Here is a 19,255-nt window from a genome sequence, read left to right as displayed (position 1 = left end):
GATATTAGATTTATATAATTAATCGGAGGGAATAACTAATGAGAATTGCAATTGGATGTGACCACATCGTAACAAATGAAAAAATGGCGGTTTCAGAATTTTTGAAATCAAAAGGACATGAAGTCATCGACTTTGGTACTTATGACCACGCTCGTACACATTACCCAATCTTTGGTAAAAAAGTTGGTGAAGCAGTAGTTAGTGGCCAAGCTGATCTTGGTGTATGTATCTGTGGTACTGGTGTAGGTATCAATAACGCTGTTAACAAGGTTCCAGGTGTTCGTTCTGCTTTGGTTCGTGATATGACAACAGCTCTTTATGCAAAAGAACAATTAAATGCCAATGTTATCGGATTTGGTGGTAAAATCACTGGTGAGTTGCTCATGTGTGATATCATTGAAGCTTTCATCAATGCTGAATACAAACCATCTGAAGAAAACAAAAAATTGATCGCTAAAATCCAACACGTTGAAACTCATAACGACCATCAAACGGATGCCAACTTCTTTACAGAATTCCTTGAAAAATGGGATCGCGGTGAATACCACGACTAAGAGGTGACTTATGATTTTAACAGTCACAATGAACCCATCCATTGATATTTCCTATCCTTTGGATGAATTGAAAATTGACACTGTCAACCGTGTTGTAGATGTTACGAAAACGGCTGGTGGTAAAGGTCTTAACGTTACTCGGGTCCTATCAGAATTTGGAGACTCCGTAGTCGCAACAGGACTTGTCGGTGGTAAACTTGGTGATTTTTTAGTAGAAAATATTGATGATAAAGTAAGCAAACGTTTCTTCTCTATTCAAGGTGAAACCCGTAACTGTATCGCAATTCTACATGGAGAAAACCAAACAGAAATCCTAGAAAAAGGTCCTGAAGTTCAAGAAAAAGAAGGTCAAGATTTCTTGGCTCATTTCAAAGAACTTTTAGAGACTGTAGAGGTAGTAGCTATCTCAGGTAGTCTGCCAGCTGGTCTTCCAGTTGATTACTATGCGAGCTTGGTAGAACTTGCTAATCAAGCTGGCAAGCCTGTTGTTTTGGACTGTTCAGGCGCTGCACTTCAGGCAGTTCTTGAGTCTCCACATAAACCAACAGTCATCAAGCCAAATAATGAAGAATTATCTCAACTTTTGGGAAGAGAAATTTCTAAAGATTTGGATGAGCTAAAAGCTGTTCTTCAAGAACCACTATTTGATGGAATCGAGTGGATTATCGTTTCCTTAGGTGCTAACGGAGCATTCGCTAAACACGGTACCACTTTCTACAAAGTAGATATTCCAAGAATTCAAGTAGTAAATCCAGTCGGTTCTGGCGATTCTACAGTGGCAGGTATTGCTTCAGGTCTTTTCCATAAAGAAACGGATCAAGAACTGTTGATCAAGGCAAATGTCCTTGGTATGCTTAATGCTCAAGAAAAAATGACCGGTCATGTCAATATGGCTAACTATCAAGGTCTATATGACCAATTAATTGTAAAAGAGGTATAAAATGGTTTTAACAGAAAATAAACGCGCTTGTATGCAAAAACTCTCTGATGAGAATGGTATCATCTCAGCTCTTGCTTTTGATCAACGTGGTGCTTTGAAACGCCTTATGGCTCAATACCAAACAGAAGAGCCAACAGTTGCTCAAATGGAAGAACTTAAAGTCTTGGTAGCGGATGAATTGACTAAATACGCTTCATCTATGCTTCTTGACCCTGAGTATGGACTTCCAGCTACAAAAGCTCTTGATCCAAATGCAGGTCTTCTCCTTGCTTATGAAAAAACAGGATACGATACAACAAGTACAAAACGTTTGCCAGACTGCTTGGATGTTTGGTCTGCAAAACGTATCAAGGAACAAGGTGCAGATGCTGTTAAGTTCTTGCTTTACTATGACGTAGATAGCTCTGACGAACTTAACCAACAAAAACAAGCCTACATTGAACGTATCGGTTCTGAGTGTGTGGCTGAAGATATTCCATTCTTTCTTGAAATTCTTGCTTACGATGAAAAGATTGCGGACGCTGGTTCTGCAGAATACGCTAAAGTAAAACCACACAAGGTTATCGGTGCCATGAAGGTCTTCTCAGATCCACGCTTCAACATCGATGTCTTGAAAGTGGAAGTTCCAGTTAACGTGAAATACGTTGAAGGCTTTGGCGATGGTGAAATCGTTCATACACGCGAAGAAGCAGCTGCTTTCTTCAAAGCTCAAGACGAAGCTACTAACCTTCCTTACATCTACTTGAGTGCAGGTGTATCAGCTAAACTCTTCCAAGAAACTCTTGTCTTTGCCCACGAATCAGGTGCAAACTTCAATGGTGTTCTTTGTGGACGTGCAACATGGGCTGGATCTGTTGAAGCTTACATCAAAGATGGAGAAGCAGCAGCTCGCGAATGGTTGCGTACAACTGGATTTGAGAACATTGACGAACTCAACAAGGTTCTTAAAACAACAGTAACTTCATGGACCGAACGTGTCTAAATTTTCTCCCTTTATGTCCTAAAACCTAGCTAAAAAACTTTTAAAAAAAGTTGTATGTAAAGGTTTACAAAATAAAAATCTTGTGCTATACTTAAGTCACAAGTTAATACAAAGTGAGTGTTACTAAGTAATATTAGGCATGATCACAGATGACTCAGAGCTATATTTTCTGAACTCATTTGTGGTCATTTTTTATGCTCACAAAACTTAAATAATAGGGCAAGGAGGTTGCCATGTATCGGATATTAAATCCAATGAATAACAATGTTTCTCTCGTGCGGAATAGTAAAGGAGAGGAGTTGATCGTAATTGGTAAGGGTATTTCGTTCGGTAAGAAGAAGGGAGATTTGATTTCTGAGGATCAGGTTGAAAAAGTTTTCCGGATGAAAACAGAAGAGTCACGAGAAAATTTTATGGCTCTTCTCAAGGATGTACCGCTTGATTTTATTACGGTCACTTATGAGATTATTGATAATCTTTCTAAAAAATATCAATATCCTGTCCAAGAGTATCTATATGTCACTCTGACAGACCATATCTATTGTTCTTATCAGGCTATTAGCCAGGGACGCTATAAGGATAGTAACTTGCCTGACATTTCAGCCAAATATCCTATCGCGTTTCAAATTGCACAAGAAGCTTTTGAAATTTATCGTCAAAAACTGACAGAAAATTTTCCTGAAGACGAAATCATTCGCATCGCTTATCATTTCATAAACGCCGAAGGTGAGAATGAAATCGAAGTTGTTGAGTCAATTGATAAGAGAAAGGAAATTTTAAAGAGAGTCGAAAGCGTTTTGAAGAATTATAAAATCCAGCGAACACCTGAAAATAATAATTTCTACGACCGCTTTATGATTCATCTAAATTATTTCTTAGATTACCTTGATCGAAGTCGGGATGATAATCAATCCTTGCTCGATATGGAAGAACATATAAAGAATACCTATCCAGAAGCATTCGAGATTGGTAGTAAAATTTATGAGGTCATTGCTCAGGAAACTAGTCTTGACCTCTACAAGAGTGAACGAGTTTATCTTGTTCTACACATTCAACGTTTATTGTCATAACGCTTTACTAAAAAATATATAAGGAGAATTCTAGCATGAATAGAGAAGAAGTAACATTGTTAGGTTTTGAAATCGTTGCCTATGCAGGCGATGCTCGTTCAAAATTATTGGAAGCCTTGAAGGCTGCTGAAGCAGGTGATTTTGCGAAAGCGGATAGCTTAGTTGAGGAAGCTGGTAGCTGTATCGCTGAAGCACACCACGCGCAAACTAGTCTTTTAACCAAGGAAGCTGCTGGTGACGATTTGGCTTATAGCGTGACCATGATGCATGGCCAAGATCACCTGATGACAACTATCTTGCTAAAAGATTTGATGCACCATTTAATTGAACTTTATAAAAGAGGAGCTAAATAATGAATAAGTTAATTGCCTTTATCGAGAAAGGGAAGCCTTTCTTTGAAAAACTATCTCGAAATATCTATCTTCGTGCTATTCGGGATGGATTTATCGCTGGAATGCCAGTCATTCTCTTCTCAAGTATTTTTATCTTGATTGCCTTTGTACCAAACTCTTGGGGCTTTAAATGGTCTGATGAAGTAGTAGCACTTTTGATGAAACCTTACAGCTACTCTATGGGGATTCTAGCAGTCTTGGTAGCTGGTACCACTGCCAAATCTTTAACGGACTCCGTCAATCGTAGTATGGAGAAAACCAACCAAATCAACTATATGTCAACGCTATTGGCGGCTATTGTTGGTTTACTGATGTTAGCGGCTGACCCAATCGAGGGTGGCTTTGCAACTGGTTTCCTTGGAACAAAAGGGTTGCTTTCAGCGTTCCTGGCAGCTTTTGTAACTGTAGCTATCTATAAGGTTTGTGTGAAGAACAACGTTACTATTCGCATGCCTGACGAAGTTCCACCGAATATCTCACAAGTCTTTAAAGACGTTATTCCGTTTACGCTTTCAGTTGTTTCTCTTTATGCTCTTGACTTGTTCGCTCGTCAATTTGTTGGTGCAAGCGTTGCAGAATCAATCGGTAAGTTCTTTGCACCTCTTTTCTCAGCAGCAGACGGTTATCTTGGTATTACCATTATCTTTGGTGCCTTTGCCTTCTTCTGGTTTGTCGGTATTCACGGCCCATCTATCGTTGAACCTGCGATTGCAGCGATCACTTATGCAAATGCTGAAGTCAACTTGAACCTCCTTCAACAAGGTATGCACGCTGATAAGATCCTTACATCTGGTACACAAATGTTTATCGTCACTATGGGTGGTACAGGAGCAACTCTTGTGGTTCCATTCATGTTTATGTGGTTGTGTAAATCGAAACGAAATCGTGCTATTGGACGTGCTTCAGTAGTTCCTACATTCTTCGGTGTAAACGAACCAATCTTGTTTGGTGCACCACTTGTTTTGAACCCAATCTTCTTTATCCCATTCATCTTTGCACCAATTGCAAACGTATGGATCTTTAAGTTCTTTATTGAAACACTTGGCATGAACTCATTTACTGCCAACCTTCCATGGACTACACCAGGACCTCTTGGTATTGTTCTTGGTACAAACTTCCAGTTCTTATCATTCGCTCTTGCAGCATTATTAATTGTAGTAGATATTGTTATCTACTATCCATTCCTCAAGGTTTATGATGAACAAATTCTTGAAGAAGAACGTTCAGGTAAAGCTAATGCTGAATTAAAAGAAAAAGTAGCAGCAAACTTTAATACTGCTAAAGCTGATGCTATCCTTGAAAAAGCTGGAGTAGAATCAGCACAAAATACAATTACAGAAGAAACCAACGTACTCGTTCTTTGTGCGGGTGGAGGAACAAGTGGTCTTCTTGCCAACGCCTTGAACAAAGCAGCAGCAGAATACAATGTTCCTGTTAAGGCAGCCGCTGGTGGCTATGGTGCTCACCGTGAAATGTTGCCAGAATTTGACCTTGTTATCCTTGCTCCTCAAGTAGCTTCAAACTATGAGGACATGAAGGCTGAAACAGATAAACTTGGAATCAAATTGGCTAAGACTGAAGGAGCTCAATACATCAAGTTGACTCGTGATGGAAAAGGTGCTCTAGCCTTTGTTCAAGCTCAATTCGATTAACGATAGAGACTCTGAAATAGTCTCCTATCGTTACGGAAATCGCTATGGCGAATTTCCTAATCGCCTTATTAATTCGTCGGTAAAAAGATATCGTTTTTACCTCCTCATGTCACAATTCGGTGACTTGCTACAAGAAGTAAGACGGAGATGGATAGCTCACTAGCTCCTCTCCGCTCGCTTTTCATTTTATTCAATCAAGAAATAGGTGAAAAAATGACAAAAACACTTCCTAAAGATTTTATATTTGGTGGCGCAACAGCTGCTTATCAAGCAGAAGGAGCTACTCATACAGATGGTAAAGGTCCTGTTGCCTGGGACAAATACCTAGCAGATAACTATTGGTACACAGCTGAACCAGCTAGTGATTTTTACCATAAATATCCAGTAGATTTGCAGTTAGCTGAGGAATATGGGGTAAACGGTATCCGTATTTCAATTGCTTGGTCACGTATTTTTCCAACTGGTTATGGTGAAGTAAATCCAAAAGGGGTAGAATTCTATCATAACTTATTTGCAGAATGTCATAAACGTCATGTAGAACCGTTCGTAACTCTTCACCATTTTGATACACCTGAAGCTCTTCACTCAAATGGAGACTTCTTGAATCGTGAGAATATCGAACACTTTGTAAATTATGCTGCCTTCTGTTTCGAAGAATTTCCAGAAGTCAACTATTGGACAACCTTTAATGAAATTGGACCAATCGGTGATGGTCAATACTTAGTAGGGAAATTCCCTCCAGGGATTCAGTATGACCTTGCTAAAGTTTTCCAATCACACCATAACATGATGGTGTCTCATGCTCGTGCTGTGAAATTGTACAAGGACAAAGGCTATAAAGGTGAAATCGGTGTTGTTCACGCCCTTCCAACTAAGTATCCATTAGATCCTAAAAACCCTGCAGACGTTCGTGCAGCTGAGTTAGAAGATATCATTCACAATAAATTCATCTTGGATGCAACTTATCTTGGTCATTATTCAGATGAAACGATGGAAGGTGTCAACCATATCTTATCAGTCAATGGTGGTAGCTTGGATCTTCGTGACGAAGACTTTGCAGCACTTGAAGTAGCTAAAGATTTGAACGATTTCCTTGGAATTAACTACTACATGAGTGACTGGATGGAAGCCTTTGATGGTGAAACTGAAATCATCCACAATGGTAAAGGAGAAAAAGGAAGCTCTAAATACCAAATCAAAGGTGTTGGACGTCGTGTAGCTCCTGACTATGTACCTCGTACTGACTGGGACTGGATTATCTATCCTCAAGGATTATACGACCAGATCATGCGTGTTAAGAAAGATTATCCAAACTACAAGAAGATCTACATTACTGAAAACGGACTGGGCTACAAAGATGAATTTGTGGACAACACTGTTTACGATGATGGCCGTATTGATTATGTGAAACAACACTTGGAAGTATTGTCTGATGCGATTGCAGATGGTGCAAACGTCAAAGGCTACTTCATCTGGTCACTCATGGACGTCTTCTCTTGGTCAAATGGTTATGAAAAACGCTATGGCCTCTTTTATGTAGATTTCGAAACACAAGAACGCTATCCGAAGAAATCAGCTCACTGGTATAAAAAACTAGCTGAAACCCAAGTGATTGAATAGTACAACTAGTTATTAGGTATAGAATTTAAGCGAGGAAAGTTTATGCTGAAAGATTTTATCAAATCAATCTATGAAAAAGTTTATATTATTAACTTTGAACATTGCTCTCATGTACCATCCTTGACCAAGGAGCAACTTGCAAGTCTTGGAAAATGGTATGTCTCGACGGGTAAGGAGTGGATTTGTCATTCAGACTATGAATTTGAAGAATTTCAAAAGCTATTTTTAAATTTTGTAAACGCAGAAGATAAGGATAACATTTTCTTTGTTTCGGATTTTATGCCATTTCAACACTAAAATATTATAAAGAGGAATCTATCTCATACTAGGGGATATTCCTCTTTTTTATCTACTTTTTACCAAAATTTTAAAAATTTTCTTGACAGATTTATGTTATAGGAGTAAACTATTAACTAGTTAAATAACTGGTTAAGCACATAAAGAGGTAACTCACTCGCTCAAATCTTGTTTGAAATATAGAAAATAGGAGGAGTTTTAAAAGTGAGTTATTTTTCTAAATAGATGTTTAACTGGTTAAGGAAGTCCTTTAGGAAAAAGTGTAGTTCTTCTTTAACGAATAAATGAAATAGAAAGTGTATTAAGATGAAAATCAATAAAAAATATGTTCTTGGTTCCGTAGCTCTTATAGCTTTAAGCCTTTCAAGTTATGAATTGGGGCGTTACCAAACGGTACAGACTAGCAAAGAGTCTAATCGTGTGTCTTATATAGAAGGGAATCAGGCTAGTGCTAAGACTGAAAATCTGACACCAGATGAAGTTAGTCAGCGAGAAGGTATTAATGCAGAACAGATTGTCGTTAAGATTACCGATCAAGGCTACGTAACTTCACATGGAGACCATTATCATTACTTTAATGGCAAGGTTCCTTATGATGCTATTATTAGCGAGGAACTCCTGATGAAGGATCCGAATTATCAACTTCGAAATGAGGATATTGTCAACGAAGTCAAGGGTGGTTATGTCATTAAGGTTGATGGTCGCTATTATGTATACCTCAAAGATGCATCCCATTCAGAGAATATTCGTAGTAAGGATGAGATCAATCGTCAGAAGCAAGAACACGGACATGGTAGTGGAACAAAAGTTAGCAATGAAGTTACCCTAGCAAGGGCTCAGGGACGTTATACAACGGATGACGGCTATGTTTTTAATGCAAGTGATATTATTGAGGATACTGGCGATGCTTACATCGTTCCACATGGCAATCATTTCCACTATATTCCTAAGAGTGACTTATCAGCTAGCGAACTTGCTGCGGCCCAAGCCTTCCTATCTGGTAAAGGTGGCCAAACAAGCTCAGTTGGGTATCGACCGTCAACAAATTCTTCTAGCAGCTCATCAGAGGCATCGAATAGTAGTTCATATGGACAAACAAATCATAGTAATGTTGAGACAAATATTAGAAGATGGGCTCCAACTGTTAGTCCACAAGTGGATAATAGTTATCAAGCAAGTCCAAGTGAAGACGTATCTAGTCTTTTGAAACAACTTTATGCCTTGCCACTCAGCCAACGACATGTGGAATCAGATGGGCTTGTCTTTGATCCAGCGCAAATCACGAAAAAGACAGCAAATGGAGTAGCAGTACCTCATGGGGATCACTACCATTTTATCCTATATAGTCAGATGTCAGCTTTGGAAGAAAAAATTGCACGGATGATTCCAGTTGGTAATCAAAAAAAAGTTTCTGTTCCTGGAGCTACTAGTTTACAGCCAAATCCTACATTAAAACCAGTTCCACAGCCCGTCCCAAATCCGCAACCAGCTTCAAGCAATCCAATTGATGGAAAATTGGTAAAACAGGCGATTCGAAAGGTGGTTGATGGTTATGTCTTCGAAGAGAATGGAATTTCGCGTTATATTTTTGCCAAGGAACTTTCAGCAGAAACTGTTGCAGCCATTGATGATAAACTTGCTCAACAAGAAAGTTTGTCTCATGAGTTAGGAGCTAAGAAAACCAATCTTGTATCTGGTGATCAAAAATTTTACAACAAAGTTTATGATTTACTAGCAACAGTTCATCAAGATTTGATTTCCAATAAAGGGCGCCAAGCTGATTTTGACGGTTTGGATAGACTATTGGAACGTCTCAACGATGAGTCAAGTGATAAAGTCAAGTTAGTTGATGATGTCCTTGCTTTTCTAGCGCCGATTCGTCATCCAGAACGTTTAGGAAAACCAAATGCACAAATAGCTTACACAGATGATGAGATTCAAGTAGCCAAGTTGGCAGGCAAGTATACAACAGAAGATGGCTATATCTTTGACCCCCGTGATATCACAAGTGATGAGGGGGATGCCTATGTAACTCCGCATATGAGCCACAGTCATTGGATTAAGAAAGAAAGTTTATCTGAAGCTGAAAGAGCAGCAGGTCAAGCTTATGCTAAAGAGAAAGGTTTGACGCCTCCTTCAACAAATCATCAAAGTTCAGGAAATACTGAGGCTAAGGGAGCAGAAGCGATTTACAATCGAGTAAAAGCAGCTAAGAAGGTACCACTTGACCGTATGCCTTACAATCTACAACATACTGTGGAAGTTAAAAATGGAAGTTTGATTATACCTCATTATGACCATTACCATAACATCAAATTTGAGTGGTTTGACGAAGGACTTTATGAGGCACCTAAGGGGTATACTTTAGAAGAGCTATTTGAAACTGTGAAGTATTATGTCGAACATCCAAACGAACGTCCGCATTCAGATAGTGGTTGGGGCAATGCGAGCGATCATGTTCACAGAAACCACAATAGTCAAGCTGCTAGCAATCAAACAGAGAAACCAACAGAGGAGAAACCTCAGACAGAAAAAATTGAGGAGGAAAAACCTCGCGAAGAAAAAACGAAAAATGAGAAAGTAGAATCTCCAAAACCAAAAGAACCAGAGGAATCAGAAGAAGAATCACCATCGGAACCAGAGGAACCTCAGGTTGAAACTGAAAAGGTTGAAGAAAAACTGAGAGAGGCGGAAGAGTTACTTAAAAAGATTCAGGATCCAATTCTTAAGTCCAATGCCAACGAAACTCTCACAGGATTAAAAAATAACCTGTTATTTGGTTCTCAGGACAACAATACTATTATGGCAGAAGCTGAAAAGTTATTAGTCTTGTTAAAGGAGAGTAAGTAACTATACAACTATTATAGAAGATAAAAAGGGAGCAGAATATGGATTCTGTTCTCTTTTTTATGAAATTGTGTAAAAATTCTTGACATATTTTCTAAATAAAGATAAACTATTTACTAGTTAATTAAATGGTTAAATACTAGTTAAGGAGTTGTTATGAAAAAAAGAAGTATCCTATGGCTCATGCTTGCCTTCCTTGCTCTCGTTTTAGGAGCATGTGGACAAAAGACCAGTCAAGACAAGAGTGATGAAACTAAGGGAATGAAGATTGTGACCAGTTTTTATCCTGTCTATGCTATGGTCAAGGAAGTATCTGGTGACTTGAATGATGTTCGAATGATTCAGTCTAGTTCAGGTATTCATTCTTTTGAACCTTCAGCAAATGATATCGCAGCCATCTATGATGCCGATGTTTTTGTCTATCATTCTCATACACTAGAGTCATGGGCAGGAAGTTTAGATCCAAGCCTGCAAAAATCCAAGGTAAAGGTCTTAGAAGCATCAGAAGGTATGACCTTGGAGCGCGTGCCTGGCTTAGAAGATATGCAGGCAGGGGATGGGATTGATGAGAAAACCTTGTATGATCCTCATACATGGCTAGATCCTGAAAAAGCTGGCGAAGAAGCGCAAATTATCGCTGACAAACTTTCAGAGGTTGATAGTGAGCATAAAGAAACTTACCAGAAAAATGCACAAAGTTTTAGTGCTAAAGCTCATGATTTGACCAAGAAATACCAACCCATCTTTGAAAAAGCTAATCAAAAGACTTTTGTAACCCAACACACAGCCTTTTCATATTTAGCTAAACGATTTGGACTAAATCAACTTGGTATTGCAGGGATTTCTCCTGAACAAGAACCAAGTCCAAGACAACTAACAGAAATTCAGGAATTTGTTAAAACCTATAAGGTTAAAACGATTTTTACAGAAAGCAATGCTTCATCTAAGGTAGCTGAAACTCTTGTCAAATCAACAGGTGTGAGTCTTAAAACCCTCAATCCTTTAGAGGCAGACCCACAAAATGACAAGTCCTACTTGGAAAATTTAGAAGAAAATATGGCTATCTTAGCTGAAGAATTGAAATGAGGAGATTATGAAGATTAATAAAAAATATCTAGCGGGATCTGCAGTGGTCCTTGCCTTAAGTGTTTGTGCTTATGCTTTAAATCAACATCAAGCACCTGAGAAAAAAGATGACAACCGTGTATCCTACGTTGATGGTAAAGAGTCTGAAGTTAAAAAGAATGAAACTCTGACACCAGACCAAGTTAGCAAGAAGGAAGGCATAGAAGCTGAACAGATTGTTACCAAAATCACTGATCAAGGTTATGTGACTTCACACGGCGACCATTTCCATTACTATAATGGTAAGGTGCCTTATGATGCTATCTTTAGTGAAGAACTGGTCATGAAAGATCCAAACTATCAGCTGAAGGATGAAGATATTGTCAATGAGATTAAAGGTGGCTATATCATCAAAGTTGATGGCAAATACTATATCTATCTAAAAGATGCTAGCCATGCAGATAATGTTCGTACCAAAGACCAAATTGAGCGTCAGAAACGGGAAGGCACATCAGATAGAGGAAATGAAACTAAGGAAGTCCTTGCTGCACGAGCTCAAGGCCGATATACAACGGATGATGGTTATGTCTTTAATGTTGCAGATATCATTGAAGATACAGGTGATGCCTATATCGTTCCTCACGGTGGACATTATCACTACGTTCCAAAGAGTTCACTTTCCTCAAGCGAGTTGGCTGCTGCACAAGCCTATCTGGCTGGCAGGAGAAGTCAACCGAGTGTGACGGACTATAAACCGAATCCAAGTGTTGAACCAAGTCCTCAAGCAGATAACTCAGCTACAAACAAACCAGTAGCTCAAGTGGACGACCTTCAAAGTCTTCTTGCTCAGTTATATGCTTTACCAGTTAGTCAACGCTATCGAGAATCTGATGGTTTGGTATTTGATCCAGCTAAAATTACCAGTCGTACACCATCAGGGGTGGCAATTCCACACGGTAATCACTACCATTTCATTCCCTATAGTAGTATGTCTGCTTTGGAACAAAAGATTGCTCGTTTGATGCCACTTTCAGGTCTTGTAACACCATCAAATCCTTTAGAAACTCCAAGCAAACCTAGTGGAGATCATGAGCACAACCATGACCATGAAGATGGAGAGAATCATGATCATGACAATCCCCACGATCACGGATTCGATACTAATCGTGTTATAAGTGAAGATGAGCAAGGTTTTATCGTTTCGCATGGGGACCACAATCATTATTTTTACAAAAAAGATTTGACGGCTCAACAGATTAAAGAAGCTCAGGAACACTTGAAAGGTAAAACCGAAGTTAAGCCTAATCCATCGGATGAACACCATGATGAAGACGGGCATGATCACCACCATGGTGAAGACCACGATCACGCATTCGATGCTGACCGAGTGATAAGTGAAGATGAGGAAGGTTTTGTCGTTTCTCATGGAGATCACAATCACTATTTCTTTAAAAAGGATTTATCAACAGAGCAGATTAAGGCTGCTCAGGAGCACTTGAAGGAACATCATCAGGTAGAACCTGTTAAACCACTTGCAAAAGATGTAGAAGCTTTCTCTCGAGATGCCAGCGATGAAGAAAAGATAGCTTATATCTCTAAAACCTATGGTGTTCCGCTTGAAGCGATCCGAATTTCAAATGGATTCTTTGTATTTGGAAATCCAGACCAGGCTTATGACCCAACTCACATTCACCCTTATGCAGTTCGAAAGGAACACGTTCGCATTCCTCTCCAAACAGGTGATGCAGAGCTTGATTTCCTAAACGAACTCTATACAACCGCTCTACGTGATGGTGTTTCTCCTTATAGCTTGCAGGTTGAAAATGGTAGCTTTGTTATCCCTCATGGTGATCACAACCACTACATCAAGGTTCAAACTAAAGGTTATGAAGTCGCTTTGAAAAACAAAATTCCTGCATTACAGTCAACTTACCAACCTGGTGCCTTTGATGAAAAAGCAGTCCAGTATAAGATTGATCAACTCTTGGCAGAAAGTCGCGAAATTTATAAAGATAAACCAATTTTACAAAGACAAATTGAACTTGCTTTGGGTCAATTTTCTGAGAATATGAAGAAGCTATCAACCAACTCTACTGCAGGTTATTTGGCAGCTTTGGATTTGTTTGATAAGCAGTATATTCACATTGACTCAAGTGTCAAACCAACAGAAATCAGTCCTTTAGACAAGAAATATCAAGCTTTAGTAGATAAGATTAATACCTTAGACACAGATGCTTATGGACTTCCTAAGAAAGATTTATTGACTCAGCTTCAAGAAAATAAACTAGCCCAAGATGAAGCAGGTTTAGATGCAGTTGAAGCTAAGTTACAAGCTTTGCAAGATTTTAATGACCGAACTGGAGTTACAACAGTAGAATACATCAAGTATTTCTACCAACATCTATCTGACGGTCGCTTAAATGACACTCTTAGAAATAAAGTTGCCAACCTAACGTGGACACTTTATCAGTCACAATCCTTCCTTAAGGCAACTGACTTGAACAAACTCTTCCCAGAAATCTACCAAACAAAACTGGAAGTAGAAGAAGCACTGAAAAATGAGCCAGTTGCAAGTAAGCCTTCTGAAACAATCTTAGATAGAGAAAAAGTTGATGGTCATAGTGCTAAAACTGCAGTTTATGAGTTCTTGAAAGGTTTGTTTGATGATATAAAACCTGAGGAACAAAGTAACCATGTCTTAAAAGGTCAGGTGGCAGGACTTTTAACAAAAGCTGTAGAATTGGTAAGCCAAGTGAAAGAAGAAGGTGTTAAAGCTTCACTTGTTGACGAAGTGAAGAATCTGAAAGTTGCCTTTGACAAAGAGGATGCTGACCTTGATGAATTAAATACGCAAGTCCAAGATCTTTTGAAGCGTATTTCACAAACCATTCAGAATGAACGTGAGAATGTCAACCAAGACCCAGAGGTCATGACTCTTTATCAACAGCTTTATAACGGTATTATTGCCCTCCATAGCTATTTGGAGATGAATCATGGTTCAGATGCTGACTTTGAAAAAGTAGATGCTCTGTTTGATAAACTAGCAGCAGCTAGCAAAGACAAGCAAGCTCTTCTATCAGTTGCTCAAGAAATCTTAGTATTGAATCAAGAAATTAGAACAAAAGCTGCCCTAGCTGAAACAAACAAAGAATCAGCAAGTGATAAACAAGATGATTCAAGCTCAAAACCTATAGCGGCAACTCCTGAATCAACAGAAAAAGTAGCAGAATAAGCAAAAGACGAAGTAGCAACGCTACCTCGTCTTTTTTAGTCTTTATAAGCTACAATTCCAATAATAGTGTCAACTGCACGTTCCATTGTTTGTAGGCTAACGTATTCAAAACGGCCATGCATGTTTTCACCGCCAGCGAAGATATTCGGCGTTGGAATTCCCATAAAGGAAATTTTAGAACCGTCTGTTCCTCCACGGATAGGTTCGATAATTGGTGTGATACCAAGGTCTTCCATAACTGCTTTGGCAATGGTTACTGGTGTCATATCCTTTTCAATGACTTCTTTCATGTTGTAGTACTGGTCTGTCAAAGTTAAAGAAACACGATCACTACCAAGTTCTTGGTTCATCTTATCAGCAATAGCTTGCATAGCAACTTTACGTGCTTCGAAGTTTTCTTTTTCGAAGTCACGAATGATGTAGCTAGCACGCGCTTCCTCAACAGTTCCTGTTACATCCATGAGATGGTAGAATCCTTGGTAACCATCTGTCAATTCAGGTCGGTCACCAGCTGGAAGTTGGTTGTGGAAGTCAATTGCCAACTGAAGGGCGTTAACCATTTGTCCCTTAGCAGTTCCAGGGTGTACATTACGACCTTGGAAGTGAAGTTCGGCACCTGCCGCGGAGAAGGTTTCGTATTGAAGTTCACCAAGAGGTCCACCGTCAACTGTATAAGCAAAGTCGACATCGAAATCTTCTGCATCAAATTTATTGGCACCAACACCGATTTCTTCATCTGGTCCGAAGCCAACACGGATTTCACAGTGTTTAATCTCAGGATGAGCAGTCAAGTATTCGATAGCTGTCATGATTTCAGCGATACCAGATTTGTCATCAGCACCTAGAAGGGTAGTCCCATCTGTAGTAATTAAAGTTTGTCCATGATAATTGTTTAAGCTCTTGAAATCCGCTGGATCTAGTTTGAAACCAGAGTTCCCAAGCTCGATAACGCCGCCATCATAATTTTCAATAATTTGCGGGTTAACGCCTTCAGCATTAAAATCTGCTGTATCCATGTGGGAGATAAAGCCAATCTTACGAGTCAAACTAGGATCGTTAGCTGGAAGAGTACCGATAGCAAAACCGTTTGGTAGATAGTAGACATTTTGCAAACCAACACGTTTCATCTCAGGGATGAGGACATTGGTTGCGAAGTCTACTTGACTTTGGGTACTTGGTGTAGTGGTTGAATGTTCGTCAGAACGTGTATTGACTTTGACATAAGTCAAAAAACGCTCCAACAATGTTGGATATTTCATCGTAACTCCTTTTTTCCTTCTTTTAAAACCATTGTATCATAGAAAGAAGAGAAAAACAAAAGTCAGAAGGGAGATAAAATCCTTATGTTATCGTTTACTTATGGCTTCTTTAGTGATACAATAAAAAAGATAAAAATATCACAAGGATGCAGAGATGAAAAAAGCAATTTTAATGATGACATTTGGTTCACCAGAAGAGATTACCTTTGAAGGAGTAGCCGACTTTTTTACCAACATTCGTCGAGGAGTTCGACCTCAAGACCACGAGATTCAAACCCTTTATGATAATTATGTTCGAATTGGAGGAACTCCACTTCAAAAAATTACCCGTGAAGAAGTTGCCTTGGTAGAAGCTAGGTTAGGAAATGAATATAGTGTATATTTTGCCAATAAATTTTCAACCCCTTTTATTCCAGATATAATTCGGCAAATGGAAGCAGATGGCATTGAACAGTGTATTTGCTTGATTTTGGAGCCACACTATTCCTTTTACTCTGTTATGGGGTACGAAAAGTTTCTGGAAAGCAAACAAATTCAGTTTTTAGTTATTAAGGACTGGTATCAAGAAGAAGCATTATTAAACTATTGGACAGCTGAAATTGCTAAAATTTTAAAAGAAAAGGTGAAACAGGATAGCTTTAAAGTCATCTTTTCTGCCCACAGTGTACCCATTTTTGCCTTGGATTTTGGTGATCCCTATATCGACCAGATTTTCGAAAATAGCAAGTTAATTGCTGAGAAATTAGGCTTGAAACCAGAGCAATATACCAACACTTGGCAGAGCGAAAGTGATATTGGTATTCCTTGGATTAAGCCAGATGTTCTGGAATATCTTAGAGAACAGGAAGAACATCCAGAGCATTATATTTTTGTGCCTATTAGTTTTATCAGTGAGCATATTGAAGTCTTGTTTGACAACGATGTGGAATGTCATGACTTGTGTCAGGAATTGGAGGTGAACTACCATCGTCCACCAATGCCAAATACAGATTCTCGTTTGATTGATGCCTTGGTCAATATTATCCGAGCTAATGAACATAAAGAATTTAGAGAATTCCTCCCAGAAGAAGAAACCTTTGATGAATTAGTCCCTTCGGAGGAAACTAAGAATATTTTAGATGAATCACAAGACTTACAAATGCCAGAATTTGTTAAAAAATTAATTGAGAAAAAAGGTCGTGAAAATGTCAAGATGCCTTATTTAATCAAAAAAATGCTTGAAAAAGCTGGCAAGTTACCCAAAGACTAAGTGAAAATAGAAAAGAACTGGTAATACTCTTCGAAAATCAAATTCAAACTGCGTCAACGTCGCCTTGCCGTACTCAAGTACAGCCTGTGGCTAGTTTCCTAGTTTGCTCTTTGATTTTCATTGAGTATAAGGTTTGTTTCAGATTTCTGCTAAGGCAGGATATACTTAGAAGGTGAAAGAAAAGGCGGTGGGACAGAAATCGATAGACAAAGTCTTGATTTCGTAGTCCCAGCCCCGCGAGGATGATTAGGAGCTTTTTGGAGTCTAAAAGACGAACAAAAAGTTCAATCAGCTACCGCGTCAAATTATGATTGATAATAAAAAGTGAGGTCGGGATCTTTTTGTCCCAACCTCTTTTTAGGTGACTAGCATTTTTTTGACCTAGTTTTTTCTTATTTACCCAGACAAAATTGGCTGAACAACTGAGTAATAAGTTCATCTGGTGCAGCATCTCCTGTAATTTCTCCAAGAATTTCCCAAGTACGTGTCAAATCAACTTGAAGTAAATCAACTGGCATTCCTAGTTCGAGGCCTTCGTTTACAGCTTGTAAGCTTTCGACTGCCTTTTCAATTAATGAAATATGACGGGCGTTGGATAGATAAGTAGCATCTTGTTCGACCAAGCCTGCGTTTTCAAAGAAGAGATTATTGATGCGATCTTCAATCTTATCAATGTTTTGGTTTTTGAGGACCGAAATACGGATGACATCTTCAGGAAGTTCGGTAGTTTCAATAGCCTCAGGTAGGTCAGTTTTGTTGAGAAGAATGATTCGATTAGTATCTTGGCTGATTTCAAGAAGTTGTCGGTCTTGGGTAGTTAGAGGTTCACTGGCGTTTAAGACGAGTAGTACCAAGTCAGCTTCCTTGAGGGCTTTTTTGGAGCGCTCAACACCGATTTGTTCGACGATGTCATCTGTTTCACGGATACCCGCAGTATCAATCAATTTGAGAGGTACACCGTTGATATTGACGTATTCTTCAATGACGTCACGGGTTGTACCTGCAATATCCGTTACAATGGCTTTATCTTCGCGCAGGAGGTTATTAAGAAGGCTAGACTTCCCAACGTTTGGACGACCAATGATAGCCGTTGAAATCCCTTCACGGAGAATCTTCCCGCGACGTGCCGTTTTTAAGAGATTGGTTAAGAGTTGTTCAAACTCCAAGGTCTTTTCACGGACAACAGCAGTAGTGGCTTCTTCAACATCGTCGTATTCAGGATAGTCGATATTAACCTCTACTTGTGCTAGTGTATTGAGGATTTCCTGACGAGTATTATTAATCAAGTCAGATAGAGAACCGTCTAGTTGCTTGACTGCAATATTCATGGCCTTGTCTGTCTTGGCGCGGATGATATCCATAACAGCTTCAGCCTGAGTCAAGTCCACACGACCGTTGAGGAAGGCACGTTTGGTAAACTCACCAGGTTCTGCCATGCGAGCCCCTTCACGGATAGCTAATTGCAGGATTTCATTGGTCACGGCAATCCCACCGTGGGTGTTAATCTCGATAATATCCTCACGAGTGAATGTCTTTGGAGATTTCATTGCCCCAATCATAACCTCGTCCATGACTTTACCAGTTTGAGGATCAACAATGTGACCGTAGTTAAGAGTGTGGCTAGCAACCTTGCTCAAGTCCTTGCCTTTAAAGATTTTCTGCGCAATGGCAAAACTATCCGTTCCGCTTAGGCGGACTATCCCAATAGCCCCTTCACCAAGCGGTGTCGAGATAGCTGCAATGGTATCAAATTCCCGTGTAATCATTTCAATTCCTTTATAGTTTATTTGTTTGTATAGACTAATATCTCTTCAAATTGTAACAAATTTTAGTATTTTCTTCAATGAATGTTACTTATAAAGAAAAGCCTAAGCAGATTGCTTAAGCTTTACTTAGTGCGCATTTCACCTTGTGGGAAATAGGTTCCTTCAGGCATATCGTTGATAATGACATGAACAGCAGATTGAGGTGCACCAGTGTTGCGAACAACAGCTTCCGTAACTTCCTTGGCTAGGGCTTTCTTTTGCTCTAACGTGCGTCCTTCAAATAAATCGATGCGTACAAATGGCATAATTGCGTCCTCCACTAGTTTTTGA

General features: G+C 39.2%; 15 protein-coding genes. 12 read left to right on the top strand and 3 right to left on the bottom strand.

Annotated elements, in window-relative coordinates:
* Positions 1 to 38: 38 nt before the first annotated feature.
* The 11 genes from lacB (at position 39) to ACORHT_RS05715 (ending at position 14,651) form a co-directional block, all read left to right on the top strand.
* On the top strand, positions 39 to 554 hold the full coding sequence (lacB, locus tag ACORHT_RS05765; protein WP_001216925.1) for a galactose-6-phosphate isomerase subunit LacB: 516 nt from the start codon (positions 39 to 41) through the stop codon (positions 552 to 554).
* A gap of 10 nt (positions 555 to 564) precedes the next feature.
* Positions 565 to 1,494 (top strand): tagatose-6-phosphate kinase, encoded by a 930-nt coding sequence (locus ACORHT_RS05760; RefSeq protein WP_434349685.1) that lies wholly within the window; start codon positions 565 to 567, stop codon positions 1,492 to 1,494.
* Between the two features lies 1 nt (position 1,495).
* Complete coding sequence (gene lacD, locus ACORHT_RS05755; protein ID WP_434349684.1) at positions 1,496 to 2,476, top strand: tagatose-bisphosphate aldolase; 981 nt, start codon at positions 1,496 to 1,498, stop codon at positions 2,474 to 2,476.
* Between the two features lie 233 nt (positions 2,477 to 2,709).
* Entirely contained in the window at positions 2,710 to 3,546 is an 837-nt protein-coding gene (locus tag ACORHT_RS05750; RefSeq protein WP_434349683.1) for a PRD domain-containing protein, read from the top strand.
* A 35-nt stretch (positions 3,547 to 3,581) separates the two neighbouring features.
* On the top strand, positions 3,582 to 3,899 hold the full coding sequence (locus ACORHT_RS05745) for a PTS lactose/cellobiose transporter subunit IIA (RefSeq protein WP_045763395.1): 318 nt from the start codon (positions 3,582 to 3,584) through the stop codon (positions 3,897 to 3,899).
* Complete coding sequence (locus tag ACORHT_RS05740; RefSeq protein WP_434349682.1) at positions 3,899 to 5,590, top strand: lactose-specific PTS transporter subunit EIIC; 1,692 nt, start codon at positions 3,899 to 3,901, stop codon at positions 5,588 to 5,590. The genes ACORHT_RS05745 and ACORHT_RS05740 overlap by 1 nt, the downstream gene beginning before the upstream one ends.
* 213 nt (positions 5,591 to 5,803) lie before the next feature.
* Entirely contained in the window at positions 5,804 to 7,210 is a 1,407-nt protein-coding gene (gene lacG / locus ACORHT_RS05735; RefSeq protein WP_434349681.1) for a 6-phospho-beta-galactosidase, read from the top strand.
* 42 nt (positions 7,211 to 7,252) lie between these two features.
* On the top strand, positions 7,253 to 7,507 hold the full coding sequence (locus ACORHT_RS05730; RefSeq protein ID WP_371607827.1) for a DUF3884 family protein: 255 nt from the start codon (positions 7,253 to 7,255) through the stop codon (positions 7,505 to 7,507).
* A gap of 306 nt (positions 7,508 to 7,813) precedes the next feature.
* Positions 7,814 to 10,357 carry a pneumococcal-type histidine triad protein gene (locus ACORHT_RS05725; protein ID WP_434349680.1) on the top strand — a complete coding sequence of 848 codons (2,544 nt, stop codon included), beginning with the start codon at positions 7,814 to 7,816 and terminating at the stop codon, positions 10,355 to 10,357.
* A 153-nt stretch (positions 10,358 to 10,510) separates the two neighbouring features.
* Complete coding sequence (locus ACORHT_RS05720) at positions 10,511 to 11,440, top strand: metal ABC transporter solute-binding protein, Zn/Mn family (protein WP_434349679.1); 930 nt, start codon at positions 10,511 to 10,513, stop codon at positions 11,438 to 11,440.
* A 7-nt stretch (positions 11,441 to 11,447) separates the two neighbouring features.
* A complete protein-coding gene (locus ACORHT_RS05715; RefSeq protein WP_434349678.1) occupies positions 11,448 to 14,651 on the top strand; it encodes a pneumococcal-type histidine triad protein in 3,204 nt (1,067 codons plus the stop codon).
* Positions 14,652 to 14,686: 35 nt separating this feature from the next.
* On the opposite strand, the gene pepT is transcribed toward ACORHT_RS05715, so the two are convergent.
* Positions 14,687 to 15,910: a peptidase T gene (gene pepT, locus ACORHT_RS05710; RefSeq protein ID WP_434349677.1), complete on the bottom strand. Its 1,224-nt coding sequence runs from the start codon at positions 15,908 to 15,910 to the stop codon at positions 14,687 to 14,689.
* 154 nt (positions 15,911 to 16,064) lie between these two features.
* Here pepT and hemH point away from each other — a divergent pair, with 154 nt between their 5' ends.
* Positions 16,065 to 17,159, top strand: a complete 1,095-nt coding sequence (gene hemH, locus ACORHT_RS05705) for a ferrochelatase (protein ID WP_434349676.1) — start codon at positions 16,065 to 16,067, stop codon at positions 17,157 to 17,159.
* Between the two features lie 392 nt (positions 17,160 to 17,551).
* Here the strand turns inward: hemH and mnmE are convergent, their stop codons facing one another.
* Positions 17,552 to 18,925 carry a tRNA uridine-5-carboxymethylaminomethyl(34) synthesis GTPase MnmE gene (gene mnmE / locus ACORHT_RS05700; protein WP_434349675.1) on the bottom strand — a complete coding sequence of 458 codons (1,374 nt, stop codon included), beginning with the start codon at positions 18,923 to 18,925 and terminating at the stop codon, positions 17,552 to 17,554.
* A gap of 122 nt (positions 18,926 to 19,047) precedes the next feature.
* Positions 19,048 to 19,230 (bottom strand): 4-oxalocrotonate tautomerase, encoded by a 183-nt coding sequence (locus ACORHT_RS05695; protein WP_001117401.1) that lies wholly within the window; start codon positions 19,228 to 19,230, stop codon positions 19,048 to 19,050.
* Positions 19,231 to 19,255 lie beyond the last annotated feature (25 nt).

This window comes from Streptococcus sp. KHUD_014, assembly GCF_051106275.1.
Classification (GTDB): Bacteria; Bacillota; Bacilli; order Lactobacillales; family Streptococcaceae; genus Streptococcus.
This window is presented reverse-complemented; position numbering and strand designations above follow the sequence as displayed.

Bases quoted from the DNA above. Each gene is read 5' to 3' on its own strand.
- mnmE (WP_434349675.1), bottom strand. From the start codon at position 18,925: ATGATTACACGGGAATTTGATACCATTGCAGCTATCTCGACACCGCTT.
- ACORHT_RS05715 (WP_434349678.1), top strand. From the start codon at position 11,448: ATGAAGATTAATAAAAAATATCTAGCGGGATCTGCAGTGGTCCTTGCC.
- hemH (WP_434349676.1), top strand. From the start codon at position 16,065: ATGAAAAAAGCAATTTTAATGATGACATTTGGTTCACCAGAAGAGATT.
- lacB (WP_001216925.1), top strand. From the start codon at position 39: ATGAGAATTGCAATTGGATGTGACCACATCGTAACAAATGAAAAAATG.
- lacG (WP_434349681.1), top strand. From the start codon at position 5,804: ATGACAAAAACACTTCCTAAAGATTTTATATTTGGTGGCGCAACAGCT.
- ACORHT_RS05750 (WP_434349683.1), top strand. From the start codon at position 2,710: ATGTATCGGATATTAAATCCAATGAATAACAATGTTTCTCTCGTGCGG.
- ACORHT_RS05695 (WP_001117401.1), bottom strand. From the start codon at position 19,230: ATGCCATTTGTACGCATCGATTTATTTGAAGGACGCACGTTAGAGCAA.
- pepT (WP_434349677.1), bottom strand. From the start codon at position 15,910: ATGAAATATCCAACATTGTTGGAGCGTTTTTTGACTTATGTCAAAGTC.
- lacD (WP_434349684.1), top strand. From the start codon at position 1,496: ATGGTTTTAACAGAAAATAAACGCGCTTGTATGCAAAAACTCTCTGAT.
- ACORHT_RS05760 (WP_434349685.1), top strand. From the start codon at position 565: ATGATTTTAACAGTCACAATGAACCCATCCATTGATATTTCCTATCCT.
- ACORHT_RS05740 (WP_434349682.1), top strand. From the start codon at position 3,899: ATGAATAAGTTAATTGCCTTTATCGAGAAAGGGAAGCCTTTCTTTGAA.
- ACORHT_RS05725 (WP_434349680.1), top strand. From the start codon at position 7,814: ATGAAAATCAATAAAAAATATGTTCTTGGTTCCGTAGCTCTTATAGCT.
- ACORHT_RS05745 (WP_045763395.1), top strand. From the start codon at position 3,582: ATGAATAGAGAAGAAGTAACATTGTTAGGTTTTGAAATCGTTGCCTAT.
- ACORHT_RS05730 (WP_371607827.1), top strand. From the start codon at position 7,253: ATGCTGAAAGATTTTATCAAATCAATCTATGAAAAAGTTTATATTATT.
- ACORHT_RS05720 (WP_434349679.1), top strand. From the start codon at position 10,511: ATGAAAAAAAGAAGTATCCTATGGCTCATGCTTGCCTTCCTTGCTCTC.